This is a genomic window from Winogradskyella sp. (genome assembly GCF_016744625.1).
Lineage (GTDB): Bacteria > Bacteroidota > Bacteroidia > Flavobacteriales > Flavobacteriaceae > Winogradskyella.
In genome coordinates, this window is sequence record NZ_JADGDZ010000031.1 from 11009 (window position 1) to 34130 (window position 23122).

General features: G+C 31.5%; 24 protein-coding genes. 15 read left to right on the forward strand and 9 right to left on the reverse strand.

Features of this window, described 5'->3' with window-relative positions; all coding sequences use genetic code 11:
• On the reverse strand, nt 1-960 hold a 960-nt coding region (locus tag QZZ53_RS08445), incomplete at its 3' end, for a hypothetical protein (RefSeq protein ID WP_296383537.1).
• Between the two features lie 287 nt (nt 961-1247).
• Here QZZ53_RS08445 and QZZ53_RS08450 point away from each other — a divergent pair.
• Entirely contained in the window at nt 1248-2873 is a 1626-nt protein-coding gene (locus QZZ53_RS08450) for an ABC-F family ATP-binding cassette domain-containing protein (protein ID WP_296383539.1), read from the forward strand.
• Nucleotides 2874-3067: 194 nt separating this feature from the next.
• Here the strand turns inward: QZZ53_RS08450 and QZZ53_RS08455 are convergent, their stop codons facing one another.
• Both QZZ53_RS08455 and QZZ53_RS08460 read right to left on the reverse strand, forming a co-directional pair.
• Entirely contained in the window at nt 3068-3442 is a 375-nt protein-coding gene (locus tag QZZ53_RS08455) for a hypothetical protein (RefSeq protein WP_296383543.1), read from the reverse strand.
• Nucleotides 3443-3612: 170 nt separating this feature from the next.
• Complete coding sequence (locus QZZ53_RS08460) at nt 3613-3849, reverse strand: DUF2007 domain-containing protein (RefSeq protein ID WP_296383545.1); 237 nt, start codon at nt 3847-3849, stop codon at nt 3613-3615.
• Between the two features lie 399 nt (nt 3850-4248).
• Between QZZ53_RS08460 and katG the strand changes: the two genes are divergently transcribed.
• A complete protein-coding gene (gene katG / locus QZZ53_RS08465) occupies nt 4249-6444 on the forward strand; it encodes a catalase/peroxidase HPI (RefSeq protein ID WP_296383548.1) in 2196 nt (731 codons plus the stop codon).
• 72 nt (nt 6445-6516) lie between these two features.
• On the opposite strand, the gene QZZ53_RS08470 is transcribed toward katG, so the two are convergent.
• Nucleotides 6517-7155, reverse strand: a complete 639-nt coding sequence (locus QZZ53_RS08470; protein ID WP_296383550.1) for a peroxiredoxin — start codon at nt 7153-7155, stop codon at nt 6517-6519.
• Between the two features lie 440 nt (nt 7156-7595).
• On the reverse strand, nt 7596-9059 hold the full coding sequence (gene nhaC, locus QZZ53_RS08475; protein WP_296383552.1) for a Na+/H+ antiporter NhaC: 1464 nt from the start codon (nt 9057-9059) through the stop codon (nt 7596-7598).
• Nucleotides 9060-9142: 83 nt separating this feature from the next.
• On the opposite strand from nhaC, the gene QZZ53_RS08480 reads away from it, so the two are divergent.
• Nucleotides 9143-10165: a metal-dependent hydrolase gene (locus QZZ53_RS08480; RefSeq protein ID WP_296383554.1), complete on the forward strand. Its 1023-nt coding sequence runs from the start codon at nt 9143-9145 to the stop codon at nt 10163-10165.
• Nucleotides 10166-10245: 80 nt separating this feature from the next.
• Here QZZ53_RS08480 and QZZ53_RS08485 read toward each other — a convergent pair whose 3' ends face one another.
• A complete protein-coding gene (locus tag QZZ53_RS08485; protein ID WP_296383556.1) occupies nt 10246-11460 on the reverse strand; it encodes an aminotransferase class I/II-fold pyridoxal phosphate-dependent enzyme in 1215 nt (404 codons plus the stop codon).
• A 159-nt stretch (nt 11461-11619) separates the two neighbouring features.
• Between QZZ53_RS08485 and QZZ53_RS08490 the strand changes: the two genes are divergently transcribed.
• The 5 genes from QZZ53_RS08490 (at nt 11620) to fabV (ending at nt 15956) form a co-directional block, all read left to right on the forward strand.
• Entirely contained in the window at nt 11620-12078 is a 459-nt protein-coding gene (locus QZZ53_RS08490; RefSeq protein ID WP_296383558.1) for an Lrp/AsnC family transcriptional regulator, read from the forward strand.
• A gap of 3 nt (nt 12079-12081) precedes the next feature.
• A complete protein-coding gene (locus QZZ53_RS08495; protein WP_296383560.1) occupies nt 12082-12708 on the forward strand; it encodes a CPBP family intramembrane glutamic endopeptidase in 627 nt (208 codons plus the stop codon).
• 80 nt (nt 12709-12788) lie between these two features.
• Nucleotides 12789-13352, forward strand: coding sequence for a porin family protein (locus tag QZZ53_RS08500; RefSeq protein ID WP_296383563.1), 564 nt, complete (start codon nt 12789-12791; stop codon nt 13350-13352).
• 1 nt (nt 13353) lies between these two features.
• Nucleotides 13354-14754: a dihydrolipoyl dehydrogenase gene (lpdA, locus tag QZZ53_RS08505; RefSeq protein ID WP_296383566.1), complete on the forward strand. Its 1401-nt coding sequence runs from the start codon at nt 13354-13356 to the stop codon at nt 14752-14754.
• 11 nt (nt 14755-14765) lie between these two features.
• Nucleotides 14766-15956: an enoyl-ACP reductase FabV gene (gene fabV / locus QZZ53_RS08510; protein WP_296383568.1), complete on the forward strand. Its 1191-nt coding sequence runs from the start codon at nt 14766-14768 to the stop codon at nt 15954-15956.
• Nucleotides 15957-16020: 64 nt separating this feature from the next.
• Here the strand turns inward: fabV and QZZ53_RS08515 are convergent, their stop codons facing one another.
• The 3 genes from QZZ53_RS08515 to QZZ53_RS08525 all read right to left on the reverse strand — a co-directional run bounded on the left by QZZ53_RS08515 (nt 16021) and on the right by QZZ53_RS08525 (nt 18440).
• Complete coding sequence (locus tag QZZ53_RS08515) at nt 16021-16611, reverse strand: hypothetical protein (RefSeq protein WP_296383570.1); 591 nt, start codon at nt 16609-16611, stop codon at nt 16021-16023.
• 67 nt (nt 16612-16678) lie between these two features.
• Entirely contained in the window at nt 16679-17389 is a 711-nt protein-coding gene (locus QZZ53_RS08520) for a LytTR family DNA-binding domain-containing protein (RefSeq protein WP_296383573.1), read from the reverse strand.
• The gene (locus QZZ53_RS08525; protein WP_296383575.1) at nt 17382-18440 is read right to left on the reverse strand and encodes a histidine kinase; all 1059 of its coding nucleotides are present in this window, start codon (nt 18438-18440) and stop codon (nt 17382-17384) included. Before QZZ53_RS08525 ends, QZZ53_RS08520 begins: the two co-directional genes overlap by 8 nt.
• Nucleotides 18441-18629: 189 nt before the next feature.
• On the opposite strand from QZZ53_RS08525, the gene QZZ53_RS08530 reads away from it, so the two are divergent.
• The 7 genes from QZZ53_RS08530 to QZZ53_RS08560 form a co-directional block, all read left to right on the forward strand.
• On the forward strand, nt 18630-19043 hold the full coding sequence (locus QZZ53_RS08530; RefSeq protein ID WP_296383578.1) for a MotA/TolQ/ExbB proton channel family protein: 414 nt from the start codon (nt 18630-18632) through the stop codon (nt 19041-19043).
• 20 nt (nt 19044-19063) lie between these two features.
• The gene (locus QZZ53_RS08535; RefSeq protein ID WP_296383580.1) at nt 19064-20317 is read left to right on the forward strand and encodes an alpha/beta hydrolase-fold protein; all 1254 of its coding nucleotides are present in this window, start codon (nt 19064-19066) and stop codon (nt 20315-20317) included.
• Between the two features lie 183 nt (nt 20318-20500).
• Nucleotides 20501-20905 (forward strand): DUF2721 domain-containing protein, encoded by a 405-nt coding sequence (locus QZZ53_RS08540; protein WP_296383581.1) that lies wholly within the window; start codon nt 20501-20503, stop codon nt 20903-20905.
• Nucleotides 20906-20993: 88 nt separating this feature from the next.
• On the forward strand, nt 20994-21581 hold the full coding sequence (locus tag QZZ53_RS08545) for an RNA polymerase sigma factor (RefSeq protein ID WP_296383583.1): 588 nt from the start codon (nt 20994-20996) through the stop codon (nt 21579-21581).
• Complete coding sequence (locus tag QZZ53_RS08550) at nt 21565-21735, forward strand: hypothetical protein (protein WP_296383584.1); 171 nt, start codon at nt 21565-21567, stop codon at nt 21733-21735. Before QZZ53_RS08545 ends, QZZ53_RS08550 begins: the two co-directional genes overlap by 17 nt.
• Before the next feature lie 34 nt (nt 21736-21769).
• The gene (locus QZZ53_RS08555) at nt 21770-22603 is read left to right on the forward strand and encodes a hypothetical protein (RefSeq protein ID WP_296383586.1); all 834 of its coding nucleotides are present in this window, start codon (nt 21770-21772) and stop codon (nt 22601-22603) included.
• 143 nt (nt 22604-22746) lie between these two features.
• The coding region (locus QZZ53_RS08560; protein ID WP_296383588.1) for a hypothetical protein at nt 22747-23122 on the forward strand (376 nt) is incomplete at its 3' end.

Sequence of the window (23122 nt, forward strand, 5' to 3'; positions counted from 1 at the left end):
CTTTATCTGTTCTTTTAAATATGTTTTATCATCTTCATTAGTACTTTTTTCTAAATAGTAATCTAGTATTTCGCTCGCCTCAATAGCTGTGTGATTATGGCTTATAAAATCTCTTGCCTTGTATTTTAATAAATTGTTTTTAATAGTTTTATTAATGATAATACTGTCAATTAAATCTAATTTAGACTTGTTGTAATCAATCGCATGCCTATCAAACTTACTGTGGTAAGGATTGTTTTTATAATAAGACTCAATTGCTAAGTTATCGATATGAGAAAATAAAAAGCGATTATAAGAAAAGAAATGACTTAAATGGTTAGCATTATAATCGACGTTAGCTCTATGTGCATAAAAATCATCTGGTAAATCTTTAATATGTATCAACTTATTATTGCCAAAGTATGCAAACGGATAAATCTCTTTATCAGCGTAGGTATTATAGTTGATATTGGCCTCTATAATAGATTTAAAGAATTCAGAACCTTCATTATGTTCTAAAAATTCATGAAATTCTTTTAGTTGTTTTTTGCGTCTCTTTTCTACAAAATCATGGAACATTTCTGGTTCCATTTTAGAATACTTAACTAAATGCTTTGCTTCTTTCTCATTAGATAGATACGTCTTAATAAGATAGTTGTTTTTCTTAGCACCGCTTCCAGTAAACACTAAAGACTCATCAAAATCGTAAGTGTTTAGTCGAAACATAATGCTGTCATTAGGCTCAAGAAGTATCATTTGATATTCTCCACCATGTGTTAGAGAATGTAAACCGGATTGTAAATTTGTTATTTTATGTAGAAATCGATTATTAGCATCTAATGTTAGTGAGTCTACAACTTGACCTTTGGTATTATATAAGACAATAGTCTTATTCTTAGGGTTAATAATCTCACCACCTATATAGGCGTATTCATTATTGCTATCACTTTTAGTTTTGCAACCAAGAGCAACACTTGCCATAAGGCAAATTAGGGCTATATGTTTAGCTAACAGAGAAAAATTCATCATAATCAACAAAACAAAAATATGTGTTGAAAACCTCATGTATTGTTAATGCCTCGTTAAAACTTGTTGTATTACCTATTTATCATGTTAAATCACACTATATATAAAACTATTCTAGATTAAAAAGAACTTAAATAGAGTGTTCTACTACTTTTTAAGATTCATAGCATTGTTATATAACAGAATTTGCGTTTAATTTTCTACTTTTGCATTCTCAAAAAATAGCTTAAAAAATATAAGACATGTTATCAGTTTCTAATCTTTCAGTTCAATTCGGAAAACGTATACTTTTTGATGAAGTCAATACCACATTTAATAATGGTAATTGTTATGGAATCATTGGTGCGAATGGTTCAGGGAAATCTACATTCCTGAAGATTATTGCAGGAAAAATGGATCCAACCTCTGGTCATGTACATTTAGAACCAGGAAAGCGAATGTCTGTTTTAGAACAGAATCACAATAAGCATGATGAAGACACGGTTTTAGAAACGATTTTAAAAGGAAACAAGCCTTTATATAAATTAAAATCTGAAATAGATGCACTTTATGCAGACTATACAGATGCAAATGCAGAAAAGATTGGGGAGCTTCAAGTTCAGTTTGAAGAAATGAACGGTTGGAATGCAGATAGTGATGCTGCAGCCATGTTATCTAACTTAGGTATTAAGGAAGATTACCATTACACACTAATGAAAGATTTAGATGGTAAGCAAAAAGTACGTGTGTTATTGGCACAAGCTTTATTTGGGAATCCAGATTTATTAATAATGGATGAGCCTACCAATGATTTAGATTACGAAACCATTTCTTGGTTAGAACATTTCTTAGCGAATTACGATAGTTGTGTTATTGTGGTATCTCACGATAGACACTTTTTAGATTCAGTTTGTACGCATATTTCTGATATCGACTTCGGAAAAATTAATCACTTCTCTGGTAATTATACGTTTTGGTATGAATCTTCTCAATTAGCAGCAAGGCAACATGCGCAACAAAACAAAAAAGCAGAAGATAAAAAGAAGGAATTAGAAGAATTTATACGTCGTTTCTCAGCAAACGTTGCAAAATCAAAACAAGCAACGAGTAGAAAAAAGATGATTGAGAAGTTAAATATTGCGGATATAAAACGTTCTAGTCGTCGTTATCCTGCTATTATTTTTGAACGCGAACGCGAAGCTGGTGATCAGATTTTAAATATTAAAGGCTTGACTTCAACTCTTGATGGTGAAGTCTTATTTAAGAATATTGATATTAATTTAAATAAAGGTGATAAGGTTGTAATCTATTCTAAAGATTCTAGAGCGACAACGACATTTTACCAAATTTTAAATAATAATGAAAAAGCAGATTCAGGTGAATTTGCTTGGGGAGTTACTACGAACCAATCTTATTTACCATTGGATAATAGCGAATTCTTTAACAATAAGCTATCGCTTGTAGATTGGTTACGTCAGTGGGCAACGACAGAAGAAGAGCGCGAAGAAGTTCATATTAGAGGTTTCCTTGGGAAAATGATTTTTAGTGGAGAAGAAGCTTTAAAAACATCTGATGTTTTGTCTGGAGGTGAAAAAGTACGTTGTATGTTAAGTCGTATGATGATGGTAAGAGCTAATGTTTTACAATTAGACGAACCTACAAACCACTTAGATTTAGAATCTATTACTGCATTTAATAACTCATTGAAGAACTTCAAAGGAACTGTCTTGTTAACCACACACGATCATGAATTTGCACAAACTGTTGGTAACAGAATTATTGAATTAACACCAAACGGAGTTATAGATCGATACATGACTTTTGATGAGTATATGAGTGATAAAAAGATTAAAGAGCAGCGAGAGAAGATGTATGCTGTAACTGCGTAATAATTCCGTTTTCTGTATAAATTATAAATGTTGGTATATTAATGCCAACATTTTTTGTTTAATAATAACTGAGATTCTGAAACGAGTTCAGAATGACAAACAAGTGGTTATTAGGCTAGATGATTGGATTTGTGCTAAATCCAATTTCGCTGTCACGCAGAATTTATTTCAGTATCTAGAATAAGTCTCCATAACTAAGTTTTATTCTTCAAGTATTTAAGAACATAATTAATTTTATCAGTCAAGGAATCTGTTCCATCTAACCTCAAAACAGGGCAATCAACCTTTTTTATCCAATCTTTATAAATTTTAAGTGATCGTCCGTTAAAATTTGGATCTTCATATTTATTAGCCCATTCTAGAAAAGCTTTTGAGTTTTCTTGTATTCGTTTGTTAGTAAAGAGTTGGTCACCATAACGCTCAATTTCTCTATCTCTAAGACGATGCATGCGCATATTATTTTCTAAATAAATGAATATGACTAAGTCAAATGCTGTTTGCCATTCTTTTTCCCAACTTACCATAGAACCACAAACGATGGCATCGTTGTATTTTTGAAAGTCTGCCAATAGATTCTTTTGCCGAAGTTCTTTATCAACTTTTTCTTGAAATGGTGGATTGGTTGTTTTCCAATAATAGTTGTCAACCTCTAAATGAGGAAAACCAGTTTTTTGTGATAAGGAAGTTGCAAGCGTGAAGCTCCGAATATTAGAACTTTCATTAAATAAAAAATAGAGCTTTAGACTTCCATCTCAGCTTTTACACGTTCAACAATTGCAGTAGCTATATCTAACTCATCATTATGTACATAAAGATCTTGAAAACCATTGTTTATGGAGCCTTGTCCGCCTAATCGTTGCGATTCACCTTCATCTTTAATAATTGGAATAATTCCAACACGTTCTAACTCATCTTTTACACGAGTAACTAAAATAAAATTGCCGTAATAAACTTTTGTATATTCTGTTGTGCTCATAACTATAGGTATTAAAATGTAAGTATAAGTTACAAAATTTTGGCAAGAATTCCTATGTTCAAACCTCTATAATATTAAATAATACTATTCAAATAATCTATGCTATGCATTGTTTGTTTTAATGAAATTCGTCAATTCAAGCAAACTTTATGATTTGAATGAGCGAAATTTGTATCGAGAATAAGAATTTTACTCATAATTAGTTCTCGATATGGTCTTTTATGCCTTAAAACCATTCGAACTGAAGTCCTATGTTTAATTTTATAAAGTATAATGAATTCTATACTATAAGTTTTAACTATAAAAATATAAGTTAAAAAAATATGCACGCTTTAATTGATGGACATAATTTCATAATTTTAAGGAAGTCAAAAAAAATAAATCAAAAACCAAAATATAATGGATCATAACAATGGAGACGCGAGTCAATGTCCTTTTTTAAGTGGCGATCAAAAGAAAACTGCAGGACGAGGAACTAGTAATAGAGATTGGTGGCCTAATGAATTAAAATTAAATATTTTAAGACAAAATGCTACTAAGTCTAATCCTATGGGAGAGGATTTTGATTATGCAGAAGCTTTTAAGAGTGTTGATTATGCAGCTTTAAAACAAGATGTTATTGACTTAATGACTGATTCTCAAGATTGGTGGCCAGCAGATTATGGCCACTATGGAGGCTTTATGGTTCGTATGGCTTGGCATAGTGCCGGAACTTACAGAGTAGGTGACGGTCGTGGTGGAGCAGGTACAGGGAATCAGCGTTTTGCTCCTTTAAATAGTTGGCCAGATAATGGTAATTTAGATAAGGCACGTTTATTATTATGGCCAGTCAAGAAAAAATACGGGAATAAAATTTCTTGGGCAGATTTAATGATTCTTGCAGGTAACTGTGCTTTAGAATCTATGGGATTTCCAACATTTGGTTTTGCAGGAGGTCGTGAAGACGTTTGGGAACCAGAACAAGATATTTATTGGGGAAGTGAAACTGGTTGGTTAGATAATGATGACCGTTACGATACTAGTGATGGTGATTTAGAGGGTCATTTAGGTGCTGTGCATATGGGACTAATCTATGTGAATCCAGAAGGACCTAATGGAGAACCTGACCCATTAAAATCAGCTCATGATATCAGAATTACATTTGGTCGTATGGCTATGAATGACGAAGAAACGGTTGCTTTAGTAGCTGGTGGTCATACTTTCGGAAAAGCACATGGTGCTGCAGACCCAGATAAATATGTAGGTGCAGAACCTCATGGTGCCTCAATGGAAGAAATGAGTACAGGTTGGAAAAATACATTTGGAACAGGAGTTTTAGATGATGCTATTACAAGTGGTATAGAAGGGGCTTGGACACCAGACCCAACTAAATGGGATAATGCTTTTTTCGATGTACTATTAAACAACGATTGGGAATTGACTAAGAGTCCGGCTGGTGCACACCAATGGACACCAACAGAAGCTTCAAACGCACCAATGGCTCCTAAAGCTGGTGATGCAAATGGAAAACAAGCTTTGATGATGACTACTGCAGATATGGCATTAAAAATCGATCCAGATTTCTTAAAGATATCTCAGCGTTTTCATGATGACCATAAAGCATTTGAAGATGCCTTTGCACGTGCTTGGTATAAGTTAACACATAGAGATATGGGACCAGTGTCTCGTTATTTAGGACCAGAAGTTCCTGCTGAAGAATTAATTTGGCAAGATCCAATTCCTGCTGTAGATTATAACTTAAGTGATTCAGATATTGAATCATTAAAGAAAATGATTTTAGCTTCTGGTTTATCAGTTTCTCAATTAGTATCAACGGCTTGGGCTTCGGCTTCAACGTTTAGAGGTTCTGATATGAGAGGTGGAGCAAATGGCGGGCGTTTACGTTTAGAGCCACAACGTAGTTGGGAAGTAAATAATCCTGAAGAGTTAAGTAAAGTATTGAATGTACTTGAAGGTATTCAAAATGAATTCAGTGGAACCATCTCTATGGCAGATTTAATTGTCTTAGCTGGATCAGCAGGAGTAGAAGAAGCAGCTAAAAATGCTGGTCACTCTGTTAGTGTGCCTTTTGCGCAAGGAAGAGGGGATGCATTGCAAGAACAAACCGATTTAGAATCGTTTGGTTATTTAGAACCTATTGCAGATGGTTTTAGAAACTACATGAATCCTAAATTAAATGTGACTGCAGAAGATTTATTGGTTGATCGTGCAAATTTATTAACACTTTCAATTCCAGAAATGACAGCTTTAGTTGGTGGATTAAGAGTTTTGGGAGCTAATTACGATGATTCTAAAAATGGAGTGTTTACAAATAATGTAGGAAGTCTAACAAATGATTTTTTTACTAATGTTCTTGATTTTTCATTAACATGGAAAGCAGCAACATCTGAAGGTAAAGAGTTTGTAGGTCGTGATAGAAAAACTGGAGCAATGAAATATGCAGGAACACGAGCAGATTTAATATTTGGTTCTAATACAGAGCTAAGAGCAGTAGCCGAAGTTTATGGAGCAAATGATGGGCAAGAGCGTTTTGTAAATGATTTTGTTGCAGCTTGGACTAAAGTGATGAACCTAGATCGTTTTGATTTAAAGTAGAAGCTAAATATATTGTATAAAAAAAGCCTACTAAAATTTAGTAGGCTTTTTACTATATAAGAATTACAGTTTTTAATTCACGTGTTTTTCTAAAAAATCAGCAACACCTTCATGAGTTGCTTCCATTCCAGATTTTCCTTTATTCCAGTTTGCTGGGCAAACTTCACCATTTTCTTCTACAAATTGTAAAGCATCAACCATACGTAATGCTTCGTCAACGTTTCTACCTAAAGGTAAATCGTTTACAATTTGATGACGAACAATACCTTCTTTGTCAATTAAGAACAAACCTCTGTAAGCAACCATCTCACCAGTAGTTTGTAACATATCATTTTCGTCATAAAAATAATCACCTGCTAAAACATCATAGTTCTTAGAGATTGTTTTGTTTGTGTCTGCTACCAATGGATAAGTAATACCTTTAATACCACCTTGATTCTTTTCCATTTGTAACCAACCAAAATGTGATTGCTCAGTATCTGTAGATATTGCAACAACTTCAGTATTTCTAGATTGAAATGCTTCTAATTTTTCTTGAAAAGCATGTAACTCAGTTGGACAAACAAATGTGAAATCTTTTGGGTAAAAGAATAAAACAACGTGTTTTTTACCTATAAATTGATCTAAAGAATAATCTTGAACAAATTCACCACCATTTACAACCGCTTGCGCATTAAATTGAGGTGCTTTTTTTCCTACTAATACAGCCATTTTTTAATATAATTTTTATGTTAAAAATATAATTTGGTTGCAAAGATACATATACACTTAGCATTTAACAATGATAAATGTTCTAAAATATCTTTAAAATATTTGTTATGCTAATTTACCAGATAACTGTTTGATTTTTGTTATAACTGAACTATTTGGGAGGTGATTATTCCAATGATGAAGAGACCAAATAATTTTATATATCCAGATATTATTTTTGTTTTACCTCTTATAACTGATATTCCAATTAATATTCCTAGAAGACTCATTAAAATGAATAATATTAAAGTCCAAGTTGGATACATGAAAACAAATGAAATGCTTGTGTAATTGTATAGGTACCATAGGTTTCCATAATTAAAAATCCAATATGAGGATAACAGAACTTGTATTATTCCATTAATAATTGATACAGAATCTATTTCAGTATTTTTCAATTTCTATTTCTCTCTAAGCATTTTTATTTTTATTCTGAAAGCAGCAAAAAGTAACGTTGTAAATGGACTTAACCAATTGAATACAGCGTACATAAAATATTCACCAACACCAACACCTAAAACTCCACTTTGATAAGCTCCACATGTATTCCAAGGGATGAGAACAGAAGTTACAGTTCCTGCATCTTCGAGTGTTCTACTTAAATTTTCAGGTGCCAAACCTTTGTCTTTAAACGCTTTTTTAAACATTTTTCCAGGAATTACAATTGCCAAATATTGATCTGATGCTATTGTATTTAAACCCAAGCAACTTATCACAGTACTTGCAAACAATCCAAAAACGGTTGTAGCTACAGAAAGTAAAGCTTTGGTAATTCTTGCCAATGCACCAATTCCATCCATAATACCTCCAAATACCATAGCGCAAACGATTAGAAATATAGTCCATAACATTCCTTTCATGCCACCTGAAGAGAATAAGTCATTTAGTTTTTCATTATCAGTTGCGATGGCTGTATCTGTTAAGATAGAATTTGAAATAGCGGAAAAGCTAGAATCAGATAGATTCTTTAAGGCCTCAGGTTGAAATATGACAGCAAAAACTGCAGCTAGAATTACACCAGAAGCTAATGCAACCAAAGGCTTTGTTTTTAATACTATAAGTACTATTACAACTGTAGGAACTAAAAATAACCAAGGTGTAATATTAAATGTATTACCAATTGAGGTTAATAAACTGCTAATGTCTGCATTTCCTGTTGGCTCAATTGAAACACTAATAATTCCAAATACAATTAAAGTCACAATAATAGTTGGCACAGTCGTATATGACATATATCTAATATGAGTAAATAAATCTGTACCTGCCATTGCAGGAGCTAAATTTGTAGTATCACTTAATGGAGACATTTTATCACCGAAATAAGCACCAGAAATTACAGCACCAGCAATCATTCCTGGATTGATACCTAGAGCTGTACCAATACCAACTAAAGCAATACCAACGGTTGCTGAGGTTGTCCAAGAACTTCCTGTTGCTATAGATATAACAGCTGCAATAATTACAGAAGCTGGTAAAAATATTTCAGGGCTTAATACTTGTAGTCCATAATATACCATTGCAGGTATTACTCCACTAATTAACCAAGTGCCAGCAAGCGCGCCAACTAAGAGTAAAATCATTATCGGAATGAAAACACTTTTTAGATTTTCCCAAATTTCTTTTACCATTACTAATGGTGTTACTTTATTTAGTAAACCACCTATAAAAGCAACAAAACCGCCAATTAATAAGATATATTGATTTGAGTAACCACCAAACATTTCTCCATTAGCAAAAAAGATGTTATAGGCTAGTAAGCCCATTAATATTACAACAGGAACAAGAGCTTCAAAGATATTAAGCTCTTTGTTATCTATAATTTTTTGGTCATCAATTTTAATTTCTGATAAGTCGTCGTCTTGCATTTTTGTTAGTTTAGTTCTGTAATGTTACGATTTTGTGAAGCCATTTGCAAATGGATTAAATGTGTACTTTTGCGCTTGTAATTATGGATTCATTAACTCAAATCGTTTTAGGAGCTGCTTGTGGAGAAGCAGTTCTCGGTAAGAAAATTGGTAACAAAGCATTGTTGTTTGGTGCTATTGGTGGTACCATACCAGATTTAGATGTTTTTGTTGGAAGCTTATTACATCATAATGAAATAGATGCGATGTTGTTTCATCGTGGCTTTATGCATTCGATATTATTTTCTGTATTGGCTGCTTTTTTATTGGGTTGGTTAGTTCATAAATTATATGACAGAGGAAGAAGGCTTCATACAACAACTCAAAAAGATTGGATAAAATTATTTTTATGGTCGTTGTTTACACATCCGATTTTAGATTGTTTTACACCTTATGGTACACAGCTCTTTGCTCCATTTTCTAATTATCGTGTGGCATTTAATAATATTGCTGTTGTAGACCCTTTGTATACTATTCCTTTTTTGTTGAGCATAATTGTTTTGATGTTTTTTAAACGAAAAAGCAGAAGACGTAAACTTTGGTTAAAGCTAGGACTAGGTATTAGTTCAGTATATATGCTATTTACTATTTTTAATAAACTATATATAGATAGCGTTTTTAAATCGTCATTGGCTGATAATGGAATTTCTTATAGGCGTTTTAGTGTTCAACCTTCAATTTTCAATAATATCCTTTGGTATGGTATAGGAGAGACTGAAGATAACTATCATGTTGGGTTTCACTCATTGTTTGATACTTCTAATCACTTTTCTGACTGGCAAATCATTCCGAAGAAAAGAGATTTAACAAAAGAAGACTACAAAGATATTATTGACTTAGCGTGGTTTAGCAACGATTATTATAATGTAGAAGCTTTAGATGATGGTGATTATTTATATAAAGATTTAAGATATCCATTAGTAGAAACACGAGATGGATATAAAGCTGTTTTTAATTTGAAACTATATAAAACAGAAAATCGATTAGACATGAAACCGTTTGTGCCAGAAATGAATGATTTTGAGTTTACAATGACTGCGCTTTGGGAGCGATTAAAAGGGAAGTAAAGATTAGTTTTCTGTCAGTTCGAGCGTAGTCGAGAACATATTGTATCTCAACTTCGCTCGATGTGACAGCTATTTATATTTTAAACCATTTCACCTTCAAGAATACCTAACTCTACCATACAAGCATTCATCATCTGATAAGTACGTTCGATATCTGCATCTAATCCAATAGAAAAACGAATTAAACCATCGCTTAAACCCATTGCTTCTTGTTCATCTTCTGGGATTTCAGATGATGTAGAACTTCCTGGTGCACTAAATAAAGTTTTGTAGAATCCTAAGCTTACTGCCAAGTATCCAAGGTTACGCTCTTGCATTAATTCCATTAATGCATTGGCTTTATCTAATGAACCAACATCAATAGTTAACATACCTCCATAACCATATTTTTCATTCATCATGGATTTAAATAATTCATGTGATGGATGAGAAGACAATCCTGGATAGACAGTTTTTAAACCATCATTTTCAAATTTCTTAGCCAGATAAGTTGCATTATGGCTGTGTTGCATCATTCTAATATGTAGTGTTCTTAAATTCTTTAATACAGAAGCAGAACGCAAACTATCCATTGTAGAACCTAGTAACATAGCTGCACCATTGTTTACGTTTCTTAAGTCATCAATAAACTCTTGAGTGCCACAAACTACACCACCTACTGTATCTGAAGAGCCGTTTATGAATTTTGTTAAACTATGGGCAACAATATCTGCACCTAACTTTATTGGAGAAATTGATAAAGGAGAGAAGGTGTTGTCTACTACTAACTTTAAATTATGCTTTTTTGCTAATTGCGCTAAACCTTTTATATCAGCAACTTCTAACAAAGGATTACTAACTGTTTCACAAAACAATACTTTTGTTTTTGGGGTAATTGCAGCTTCTACAATATCTAGTTTTGTAATATCAACAAAAGAGGTGTCAATACCTAAACGTGGTGCAAAGTTCTTTAGAAAGGCATAAGTACCACCATAAATAGTTCTACTACTAACTATGTGTTCACCAGAACCGCAAAGTTGCAATAAAACTGGTGTAATTGCTCCCATACCAGATGCAGTTACTGTCGCAGTTTCTGTTCCTTCCATTGCAGCTAAGGCTTCTCCTAAATATAAGTTTGAAGGAGATGAATGACGTGAGTATAAATAACAGCCATCTGCATTACCTTCAAAGGTATCAAACATAGTTTTTGCTGATAAAAAGGTATAGGTTGATGAGTCGGAAATTGATGGATTTATTCCTCCGAATTCTCCGAAGTATTGTAAATCTTGAATATTATTTGCAGGCTTAAATTTCATGTATCTATATATTTTTGATTACATCAAAATTCGATAATTTTAGACTTATAATCAATGATAAATGTGATATTTAGACAAATAATCTGCATTTTAATAATAAAATAGATTTTAATTCATTAATTTTAATTATTAAATGGTTTAAACCGAAAAAAGATAATTATGATTTTCGATGAAACTGATAGAAAGCTATTACATCTACTACAAGAGGATAGTAAGCAAACGACTAAAGCGTTGTCTAATAAATTGAATTTATCAGTAACTGCAGTTTATGAACGTATTAAAAAGCTCGAAAACAATGGTATTGTCAGTCAATATGTGGCATTAGTAGATAAAAGCAAAGTTGAAAAGGATTTTGTAGCTTTTTGTCATATAAAATTAGTGCAACATTCTCAAGATTATGTGGTTAAGTTTGAACGTGAAGTTAATCAATTAGATGAGGTTTTAGAATGTTATCACCTCAGTGGTGATTATGATTATTTACTTAAAGTTTTGGTGAAAGATATGAAGGCATTTAGAGAGTTTATGGTAGAAAAACTGACCAAGATTGATCATATTGGTAGTACACATAGTATGTTTATGATTAATGAAGTAAAACACACTACAGCAATTACACTCTAATTTATGCAAAGCACAATTTATAAACTCATAGAGTTTTTTCTCATTTTCGTTATGACACCAATATGCTTTGCTATAGAATTTCCTGTCTGGATTAAAATGGGAATAGGAGTTATAGGATTTGCTTATATTATATTCGTTTTGTTTAAAGTTGAAAGTAATAAGTTTAAGATTGCACAGCATCTCAATTGGAAACAGTTTTGGAAACGCACATTATTGCAATTAGTTGGTATAGCCATACTCACATCAATTTATGTGTCGATTTTCGATTTAAAGAACTTGTTTATTATGCCAATACATAAACCTTTAGTTTGGGTTATTATCCTTTTTGTTTATTCTGTTTTCTCTGTATATCCTCAAGAATTAATTTATAGAACGTTTTTCTTTCAGCGTTATCAAAGCTTGTTTAAAAATGAAAGCCTTTTCATTATAGTTAATGCTGCGTTGTTTTCATTAGCACATTTGTTTTTTAGAAATACCTTAGTGATGATTTTGACATTTATTGGAGGTATTCTTTTTGCGTTGACTTTTAAGAAAACAAAATCTACGCTTTTAGTTTCGATAGAACATGCTATTTATGGCTGTTGGTTATTTACGGTTGGTATGGGAGAGATGCTTGGGTTTCCAACCTAATACTTTATGTTAAATTTAGTAGAAAGTCATTCGTGAATATTTAATCTAAATTGTATTTTTGTGTCTCATTTGCAGTTACTATGAGATTACTCTTTATTCTTGTTTTCTTATCTAGTTTAAGCTTGGGAGCTCAAGACCATCCTATTGGAATTAAAATTGGAGGTAATGTTGCCAACTTAGCAGGTGATGGTACTGAAAATATCTCTTCATTGCTAAATTTTCAAGCTGGTCTTTTTACAGAAATAACATTAAGTGAAAATTTTAAGATTCAACCAGAGCTATTGTTTTCGGTTTATGGTTTTAAACAAGATTTCGAAGGGGTTTCTAAGATTCGACTAAACTATGTGGTATTACCAATTATGGTAAAATGGTTTGTTTCAGAAGCATTTAGTTTAGATGCTGGGCCTCAAGTTGGTTTGTTGGTAACCGCTAAAAATGGAACTGGATCGTTGGCAGATGTAAAATCCGATTTTTACGATAGAGATTTTGGTGTTAATATTGGAGCTAGCTATGTTATATCTGAAAAGGTTAGTGCATCTTTACGCTATTATTTTGGACTAACAGATGTTACTGCAATAAACACGAAGAATCAAAATAGAGCATTACAATTAGCATTTCAATTTAAAATTAATAAGAAGAAATAATATGAATTCATACGACGTAGCAATAATAGGATCTGGTCCTGGAGGATATGTAGCAGCAATTCGTTGCGCACAATTAGGCATGAAAACTGCAATTATTGAAAAATATTCAACACTTGGTGGCACGTGTTTAAATGTAGGTTGTATTCCAAGTAAAGCGATGTTGAGCTCATCTCATCATTACGAAGAAGCAACAAAGCATTTTGCAGATCATGGTATTGAGATTCCTGGAGATATTAAAGTAAATCTCGAAAAAATGATTGCTCGTAAGCAAGCTGTTGTAGACCAAACCACAGGAGGAATTGATTTCTTAATGAAGAAAAACAAGATTGATGTCTATGAAGGATTAGGATCTTTTAAAGATGCAACTCATATTAAGATTGAAGGTAAAGATGCTGGCGAAATTGAAGCAAAAAAGATCATTATTGCTACAGGTTCTAAACCATCTAGCTTACCTTTTATAACTTTAGATAAAGAACGTATAATTACATCTACTGAAGCTTTAGAATTAAAAGAAATTCCAAAACACATGATTATCATTGGTGGTGGAGTTATAGGTTTAGAGCTTGGACAAGTCTATCGTCGTTTAGGAGCTGAGGTTACTGTTATAGAATATATGGACAGAATTTTGCCTACTATGGATGCAGGTTTATCTAAAGAACTTAATAAAGTTTTTAAGAAGTCTAAGTGTAAAATGATGTTGTCTCACAAAGTAAAATCAGTAGAGCGTAAAGGAGATGAGGTTATTGTAAAAGCAGAAAACAAAAAAGGTGAACTTGTAGAATTTAAAGGAGATTATTGTTTAGTATCTGTTGGTCGTCGTCCATATACAGATGGTTTAAATGCTGAAGCTGCTGGAGTAAAGATTAATGATAGAGGACAAGTAGAAGTAAACGATTATCTACAAACATCTGCTTCTAATATTTATGCCATAGGTGATGTAATTAAAGGAGCAATGTTAGCGCACAAAGCGGAAGAGGAAGGTGTGTTTGTTGCAGAAACAATGGCAGGTCAAAAACCACATATCGATTATAATTTAATTCCTGGAGTTGTTTACACATGGCCAGAAGTTGCAGCAGTTGGTAAAACGGAAGAAGAGTTAAAAGCAGATAATGTAGAGTATAAAGTTGGTCAGTTTCCATTTAGAGCTTTAGGTAGAGCTAGAGCAAGTGGAGATATTGATGGTTTTGTAAAAATATTAGCAGATAAAACAACAGACGAAGTTCTAGGAGTACATATGATTGGAGCACGTTGTGCAGATTTAATTGCAGAAGCAGTAACTGCTATGGAATTTAGAGCATCTGCAGAAGATATTTCTCGTATGTCTCATGCACATCCAACATTTGCAGAAGCTGTTAAAGAAGCTGCTTTAGCAGCAACAGAAGATAGAGCATTACACGTTTAGAATAATTATTTATGATAATAGAACCAAGAACTAGAGGGTTTATATGTTTAACAGCGCACCCAGCAGGTTGTGAAAAAAATGTATTAAATCAGATTGAATATATTAAATCAAAGTCTAAAGTTGATGGACCTAAAAAAGTATTAGTAATTGGTGCTTCAACAGGTTTTGGTTTAGCATCTAGGATTACAAGTGCTTATGGATCTGATGCTGCTACTATTGGAGTGTTTTTTGAAAAACCACCAAAAGAAGGAAAAACAGCGTCAGCTGGTTGGTACAATAGCGCAGCTTTTGAAACCCAAGCACACAAAGATGGCTTATACGCTAAAAGTATAAATGGTGATGCTTTTTCTAACGAGATTAAAGCACAAACACTAAAGCTAATTAAAGACGATTTAGGTAAAATAGATGTTTTAATTTATAGTTTAGCTTCACCAGTAAGAACACATCCAGATACAGGAAATCGTTTTAAATCTGTATTAAAACCAATAGGAGGAATCTTTACAGATAATACTGTAGATTTTCATACAGGAGACGTAAAAGAGATCTCAATAGAACCAAGTTCTGGTGATGATATTGATAATACAGTAGCTGTAATGGGAGGTGAAGATTGGCAAATGTGGATTGACCAATTAAATGCAGCCGGAGTTTTATCAGAAGATTTTAAAACCGTAGCCTATTCTTATATTGGTCCTTCACTTACTGAAGCTGTATATAGAAAAGGAACTATTGGTAGAGCTAAAGATCATTTAGAAGCTACAGCTTTTGAAATCACAGATGCTTTAAAGTCTATTAACGGTAAAGGTTATGTTTCTGTGAATAAAGCATTAGTAACTCAAGCCAGCTCTGCAATTCCTGTAATTCCATTATACATTTCATTGTTATATAAAGTAATGAAGGAAGAAGGCATTCACGAAGGCTGTATAGAGCAAATAGAACGTTTGTTCAGTGAGCGTTTGTATGCAGAAAATTTACCTTTAGATGAAGCAGGAAGAATTCGTATTGATGATTGGGAAATGCGCGATGATATACAAGCTAAAGTTCTAGAACTTTGGAAAGAAGCAACAACCGAAACTTTACCAAATATTGGAGATTTAGAAGGGTATAGAACCGATTTCTTTAATCTCTTTGGTTTTAATGTAGAAGGTGTTGATTACGATAAGGATACTAATGAAATGGTTGCTATTCCTGGATTACAGGTGTAGAAAGTTAGCATATTGAATAAATTTAAAAGCGAATTTCTTATATAGATTTTCGCTTTTTTATAGCTTATAATTCTTGTATTAAATCATAGATACGTAACCGATTACTATAATCATATTCATTAATATCTCTAACAAAGCAATAGACACTAATTTCTTCGTTTTTTACTTTTTCAGATAGTGTTTCTACTGTAAATGGTCCAAATTCTTTAGATTTTTCAATATAATAGAATTCGTGATCGTATATAATTGTACTAACTTTCCTTTTGTATTTCTCTTTTAAAAACGATTGAATATCTTCAACGGAGTTAAGCTCGTCATCATAATTAGATGTATTAATATAAAGCGCAAACTCTTTTTTGTCTAAATGATTAAGTACTAAGATGTCATCGTCTTTAAAGTAAGCTTTAACCGTAATCATTCCATCTTCAGTTTCTATAGAAAATATGTTCTGAATACTAATATTCCAAGACGTTTTTATCACATCATCTTTTCTAGATATTTCTAGAATGTTATCCTCTTTAAACGTGTAAATCGATTTCTTTTTAGAAATACCATTCACTAAAACCCATTGTTGATTTATAAAAAGAGAATCGTGATGACGCTCATAATTAAATGGCTTAAGATTAGGAATAGTGTTGTGTAGGTAATCGTTCATTAAGCGGTTTTTCAATCAATAGCATTTGCTATTATAACGTTAGATTTGGGGCTTTAATTATCTAAAGTTAATAATTTTCTAATTGATTTAAAACTTCTTTCTTATAACTTCGACTAATGGATAGTGTTAGGTTATTAATTGTAACATATTCATTAGTAAAAGATTGAATTTTTGTGATGCAAATAATAAAAGAACGATGAATTCTTAAAAAGCGATGTTTTGGTAGTTTTGCTTCAATAGCGCTTATGGTTTCTCTTGTTATAATAGTATTATTTTGAAGGTGAATTTTAATATAATCACTATAGCTTTCTATATACAATATTGAATTAAAATCTACTTTAAGCATTCTGCGATCAGAACGTACAAATATAAAATCATTGGTTTCTGGTGTTTCTGTTATGATGCCGTTTGTTTTACTTGTGACTTCAAAATAACGATTTACAGCTTTAAGCAAACGCTCAAATGCAATAGGTTTTAATAAATAGTCTACGGCTTGTAAGTCAAAGCCTTCAACAGCATAATCTCTGTAAGCAGTGGTGAAAATAATTTTTATGTCTTTGTTTATAGACTTCGCAAATGCTATACCAGAAATCTCAGGCATATTAATATCTAAAAAAACTAAGTCTACAGTATTGTTACTAATAAAGTTAAAAGCTTCGATTGCATTTTTGCATTGCGCTATAACTTTAATGTTATCAATTTTAGATACATGAGAAGCTATGATTTCTCTAGCTATAACTTCATCGTCAACAATAATACAAGAAATAGTTTTAGACATTTGTTAATGATAGTTTTAGTTGCACTTCAAAAAGGTTAACATTCTCAATGATATCTAAATCATACAGATTTTTATAAAGTAACTCTAATCGCTTTTTTATGTTCTCTAATCCGATACCAGATTTGGTTGAAGACGATTTAGAATGTGAGTTTTTAATACTAAAATGAATGCTATTGTTTTTGCATTTAAATGAAATATCAATTGAGAGCTTACCATCTACAATCTTACCATGCTTAAAGCTATTCTCAACAAATGGTAAAAATAGCATAGGTGCAACCTCTATGTTTTCTGAACAATCCTCATTTACAAAATTAACATCCAAAGTATCATTAAAACGCATTTGTTCTAAACTTATATAATCTTTGATATGGTTAATTTCATCAGTTAAAGGTACCAAAGGTTTATCAACTTGATAGAGCAAATAATCAAGCAAGTTTGAAAGTTTTAAAATCATCTCGGGAGTGTCATCTGCTTTTTTTAGAGCAAAGCCATACATGGTATTTAGTGTGTTGAACAAAAAATGCGGATGAATCTGCATTTTTAAATAGTTGAGTTCTTGCTCTTTTAGTTTTAGCTGTGCTTCTAGTATTTTGGTTTCGAGTTCACTTGTTCTTTTAGATTGCTTTAAATTAAGTTTCAATAATTTAAAAGCACTTACAATAAAGACAACTAAATATACGCTAGATAGAACAAAGAATATGTTTTTTGTACCAGGATTCATTTCAGAATACTCAAAACCAGATAAGTGTATAAGGCTAAAGAAAATAGAAACCATTACCAAATAACTCGAAATAATTAAAGTATAGATGCTATATAGTATAAACCTAAAATACTGTTTAGTCATAAAATACTCTGGAATCAATTTATATATAGAAACATATGTTGTGGCAATAGTAATAGGCATTAAAAACAAAGAAAATGCGAGTACATCATTAAAGTCAGAACTGCCAATGGCAAATAAATAACTGTAGAAAAAAAGAACACCGCACCAAAAGAGAAGATGCAGAACAGTGTGTCCTAGTTTTTTGAGTATAAATTGTGTTTTTCGCATTAAAAAGGTATCCACTACAATAATAATATATTTTTAGTGTGATTTATTATATTGTAGACGAATGACAAGTTTAGCGCTGGTTATAGCAAAATGTTTAATCCCTTACTAAATTGGTCATCTATCGCATTTTAATTTTTAATAGAAAACCATTCTCTAAGTTTGAACTATGTTTAATTAAAACCATCAATTATGAACGAATTAGTAACATCAAAATTTTTATTCGCACCAGTACAATTTGCAGACAGATTTAACGAAGGAGGGCCGTTTTTTATGTCTTTAATTTTAATATGTCTATTACTTTCTATTTATTTTTTAGTCAGAGGCTTTATGAGTTTTCGAAAAAACCCTTCACTATCAAAAAAAATGTTGCGTTTAGCAGAAGATAGTAGCCTCTTAGGTTTGGTTATAGGTTTTTTTGCTTCGGTTATTGGACTGATTACAGCTTTTGATTCTATAGAAGCTTTAGGAAATCCAGATCCAGCTGTTTTTGCAGGAGGGCTCAAAGTATCTTTATTGACGGCTACGTTTGGTCTGTTTACCTTTATAATAGTAAGATTAGATATTCTAATCCTTAGGTGGCTTCAAGCTGCTGATAAAGCATAAATCAATATTATCTTTGTGATATGAAGAATAGAATTCGATTGCCAATAATTATAATAACATTTATATGCTTTAGTTTATTAAGTAAAGCACAAACCAATCAAAAAGAACAAGAGTTAGTAGTTACAGATGTAGTTGATAGTCTTTATTCTAAAACTTTAAAAAGTTCCCGTGATTTTTGGGTAAAACTACCAGATAATTATAATCCAAAAAGTAATACGAAGTATCCTGTAATCTACTTATTAGATGGATTCTCTTTAAAGTCTAGTTTAGAAGCTGTTTACACTAATTATTGGGGACATTATTTGCCACATATGATATTGGTTGGCATATCTAATAGAACAAATAGAACAAGAGATTTAACGATTTCTAAAATAGAATCAAGAAGAGGAAGTTCTATGCAAACAGAATCTGGTGGAGCAGAGGTGTTTACAATGTTTATTAAGAATGAACTTATACCACATATTAATAAGACCTATCCAACGACTAATCATCGTACACTTATAGGACATTCTTATGCAGGTTTGTTTACAATTAATACATTAATAAATCATACAGATCTTTTTACAAATTATATTGCTATAGATCCAAGTCTCGAATGGGATAATCAAAAACTAGTAATTGAAGCTAAAGAGAAATTAAAGAATAAGGACTTTAACAGAAAAAGTTTATTTGTTGCTTTAGCTGCAGAGCAATTAAACATGCAAGACGAATCTGTTACCATAGATAATGTCATGAAAGACGAATCTGGATTTAGTTTATTTGCTCGATCAATAATTGATTTTTCAGAATTTGCAATAACTCAAAAGCAAAATAAGTTAAATTTTAAATGGAAAGTTTATCCAGAGGATTTGCATGGTACAGTACCATTGCCAGCTATGAGAGATGGCCTTGTGTCTTTGTTTGAGTGGTTTCAGTTTAAGTCACCACAGAAATATAATAACCCAGAAACATCAATAGATGAGATTCGTGTTTTGTTAAATAAACAAGAAGCTATTTACACTAAACATTTTGGTTATAAAACACCTCCTATGGTAGAAGAGTTATTTATTGGTTATGCCTATATGAATTTGCAGATGGAACAGCCAGAAAAATCATTTTTATTTTTTGATATGGCAATTAAGTATTATCCAGAAAGCGCGAATGCATACGATGCTATGGCAGATTATTATATAGCTAAGAAGAATAACAAGAAAGCAATTGAATTTCTTGAAAAAGCTTATCAGATAAGTAATAGTAATTATCACAAAGAAAAACTAGATTCTCTAAAAGAATAGTATAAATAATAATTTTAAAAAAAGCGAACTTAAAAAAGTTCGCTTTTTTTATGTAAAGTATTTATTAATAAACGATTACAGGTTTGTAATAAAATTCTGATAAAAAACCTGTAAAACGATATAATATTGCTCTCAAATCATGCATAAAGTATTTAAAATCAGTAATTTTGCAAAAACTTTGAGATGGAAGAATTAACACTTACGACTCCAGCACTTTTATTTTCAGCTATATCTTTAATTATGCTGGCATATACCAATCGTTTTTTGGCTTATGCAGCAGTGATTAGAAATCTAAGTGACAAGTACGTTGAAAAGAAAGAGGATTCCTTAATACGTCAAATTAATAATTTAAAACTAAGACTAAACCTAACGCGTTGGATGCAAATTTTTGGAATTACAAGTTTATTGCTTTGTGTATTGACTATGTTTTTAATTTATATAGATCAGCATATTGTAGCAGTTTGGATGTTCGGAGTAGCACTAATATTACTGATAATGTCACTAGCATTGTTAATTAGAGAAATTCAAATTTCTGCACTAGCATTAAAACATCATTTAGGAGATATTGAAGATTATTTAAAAAAGTAAGAATTTTTTTAAATTAATTGTGACTTCATTAAATATTGAGTGTCTTAAAACTAATGACTAACAAAGTTAAAAAGAATTAACTAATCAATTGACAACAGACGCTGTTCATAACCTAACCGATGAAGCGCTCGTAGAGGCTATCGTAAAAACCAATGACACTATGTTATTCGAAGTGTTGTATGATAGATATGCGACGATGGTTTATAACAAATGTTATGGATTTGCTAATGGTGTTGATGAAGCCAAAGATTTAACACAAGATATTTTTTTAAGAGTCTTTGTTAAGCTTGCCAGTTTCAAAGGGAAATCAAAATTTTCGACATGGTTATATGCATTTACATATAATCATTGTGTAAATTATGTAACTAGAAACACGGCAAAAAAGATTGAAAAAAAATCGATAAGTTCAGATAGTATTGAGAATATAGGTGAAGATATTGATTCTACTCGCGAGTTTGATAATATGCGAGTAGAGAAATTGAAGAAAGTGATGGAGTTGATTTCACCAGATGAAAAGATGATACTATTATTAAAGTATCAAGATAATTTATCTATTAGAGAATTATCAGAAGCTTTAGATATTGGAGAAAGTGCAGTTAAAATGCGCTTAAAAAGAGCAAAAGAAAAACTAGTACACAAGTACGATAATTATACGAAAGATGGAAAATCCATTTAATCAAATAAATAAACCTTTAAAGGAAGTTCCGGCAGAACTTAAAGGAAAAGTCATGCACGATATTGCAATGGCCAAGCTATTTATGGAGTTAGCTGAACTGTTTTCGTATAACTTAGGTTATATTATTGATAGTGTAACAAGCAAGAGAGAATAGTAATACTTAATAACCCTAACAAAATATTATAAGTATGGAAAAAGTAACAGAATTTAAAGACATTGCCATGCAATCGCTTACGACAATGTGGCTAGAAATCACAAAAGTATTTCCAAATATTATTGGGGCATTAGTGATTCTTGTGATTGGTTGGCTGGTCACAAAGCTTGTAGTTAAGATTATAAAGAAAGTTTTAAAATTAGCAAAAGCCAATAAGCTAGATGATAAGCTAAACGATATTGAAATTATAGAAGGAAAGAAACTCAATTTCGATACTATAAAAGTTGTTTCAAAATTTGTAAAATATTTAATGTATATCGTATTGTTGGTTACAGCATCAGATATAATGGGATTAGATATAATTACTAAGCAAATAGGAGATTTAATAGCTTATTTGCCGAAATTATTTTCAGCTTTAGTCATATTCATTATTGGTTTATTATTTGCCAATTTTGTAAAGAATGGTCTTAAGTCGCTTTTTGAATCTATGGATTTGTCTGGTGGTAAAATGATTAGTCAAGTTGTATTTTTCTTATTACTAACCTTTATTTCCATTACAGCTTTAAATCAAGCAGGTATTGATACAGAGATTATTACAAGCAATATTAATATGATTATTGCAGCTTTTCTTTTAGCATTTGCTATTGCTTTTGGATTTGGTGCTAGAGAAATTGTAGGTAAATTACTTAAAACGTTTTATGCTCGAAAGACCTATGAGGTAGGGCAAAGTATTTCATTTAATAACGAAAATTATACTGTAGATGAAGTGAAAAGTATCTCAGTAATATTAAAAAATTCAAAAGGAAGATTAATAGTTCCAATAGACGATTTAGTAGAAAATCAAGTACAAATGCAGGACCAACTATAAGGTTAGGGTTATAGATTTTATTTTATTATAAAATGTGGTCCTGCAAGTACTTGACCTTTAAAAACCTCTTCATTATGAAGAGGTTTTATTTTTATATAATTATTTTTGAAATCTAAACTTCTCGCAATATAAGTACTTATTTAATGAAAAGAATAGGATTGTTTATTATACTATGTCTTTGGTTTACAACAAAGGTTAGAGCCCAAGATACTTTAGTACCTATGCGTGTTAAAGATAAATACGGATTATCTAATTTTGATAAAGACATTAAAGTAAAACCTATCTATGACAAGGTTAATTTTAGCTCAAGACCACATTATTTTATAGGTTTTACAAAAAAGAAGAATAACCGTTTTGTAACTTCTCTGTTATACAAAGATCAGGTTATAATAAAAAATAAACCATACTTTGATTATAGTATTTATGATAATTTAATTATAGGTGCGGACACAACATTTCAAAAGACAATTAAATATCATAGCATATTTTACAATGAAAAAATGCAGCTCTATACTAAAG

Coding starts and splice junctions, on each gene's coding strand:
- QZZ53_RS08450 (WP_296383539.1), top strand. CDS start 1,248: ATGTTATCAGTTTCTAATCTTTCAGTTCAATTCGGAAAACGTATACTT.
- QZZ53_RS08460 (WP_296383545.1), bottom strand. CDS start 3,849: ATGAGCACAACAGAATATACAAAAGTTTATTACGGCAATTTTATTTTA.
- katG (WP_296383548.1), top strand. CDS start 4,249: ATGGATCATAACAATGGAGACGCGAGTCAATGTCCTTTTTTAAGTGGC.
- QZZ53_RS08470 (WP_296383550.1), bottom strand. CDS start 7,155: ATGGCTGTATTAGTAGGAAAAAAAGCACCTCAATTTAATGCGCAAGCG.
- nhaC (WP_296383552.1), bottom strand. CDS start 9,059: ATGCAAGACGACGACTTATCAGAAATTAAAATTGATGACCAAAAAATT.
- QZZ53_RS08480 (WP_296383554.1), top strand. CDS start 9,143: ATGGATTCATTAACTCAAATCGTTTTAGGAGCTGCTTGTGGAGAAGCA.
- QZZ53_RS08485 (WP_296383556.1), bottom strand. CDS start 11,460: ATGAAATTTAAGCCTGCAAATAATATTCAAGATTTACAATACTTCGGA.
- QZZ53_RS08490 (WP_296383558.1), top strand. CDS start 11,620: ATGATTTTCGATGAAACTGATAGAAAGCTATTACATCTACTACAAGAG.
- QZZ53_RS08495 (WP_296383560.1), top strand. CDS start 12,082: ATGCAAAGCACAATTTATAAACTCATAGAGTTTTTTCTCATTTTCGTT.
- QZZ53_RS08500 (WP_296383563.1), top strand. CDS start 12,789: ATGAGATTACTCTTTATTCTTGTTTTCTTATCTAGTTTAAGCTTGGGA.
- lpdA (WP_296383566.1), top strand. CDS start 13,354: ATGAATTCATACGACGTAGCAATAATAGGATCTGGTCCTGGAGGATAT.
- fabV (WP_296383568.1), top strand. CDS start 14,766: ATGATAATAGAACCAAGAACTAGAGGGTTTATATGTTTAACAGCGCAC.
- QZZ53_RS08515 (WP_296383570.1), bottom strand. CDS start 16,611: ATGAACGATTACCTACACAACACTATTCCTAATCTTAAGCCATTTAAT.
- QZZ53_RS08520 (WP_296383573.1), bottom strand. CDS start 17,389: ATGTCTAAAACTATTTCTTGTATTATTGTTGACGATGAAGTTATAGCT.
- QZZ53_RS08525 (WP_296383575.1), bottom strand. CDS start 18,440: ATGCGAAAAACACAATTTATACTCAAAAAACTAGGACACACTGTTCTG.
- QZZ53_RS08530 (WP_296383578.1), top strand. CDS start 18,630: ATGAACGAATTAGTAACATCAAAATTTTTATTCGCACCAGTACAATTT.
- QZZ53_RS08535 (WP_296383580.1), top strand. CDS start 19,064: ATGAAGAATAGAATTCGATTGCCAATAATTATAATAACATTTATATGC.
- QZZ53_RS08540 (WP_296383581.1), top strand. CDS start 20,501: ATGGAAGAATTAACACTTACGACTCCAGCACTTTTATTTTCAGCTATA.
- QZZ53_RS08550 (WP_296383584.1), top strand. CDS start 21,565: ATGGAAAATCCATTTAATCAAATAAATAAACCTTTAAAGGAAGTTCCG.
- QZZ53_RS08555 (WP_296383586.1), top strand. CDS start 21,770: ATGGAAAAAGTAACAGAATTTAAAGACATTGCCATGCAATCGCTTACG.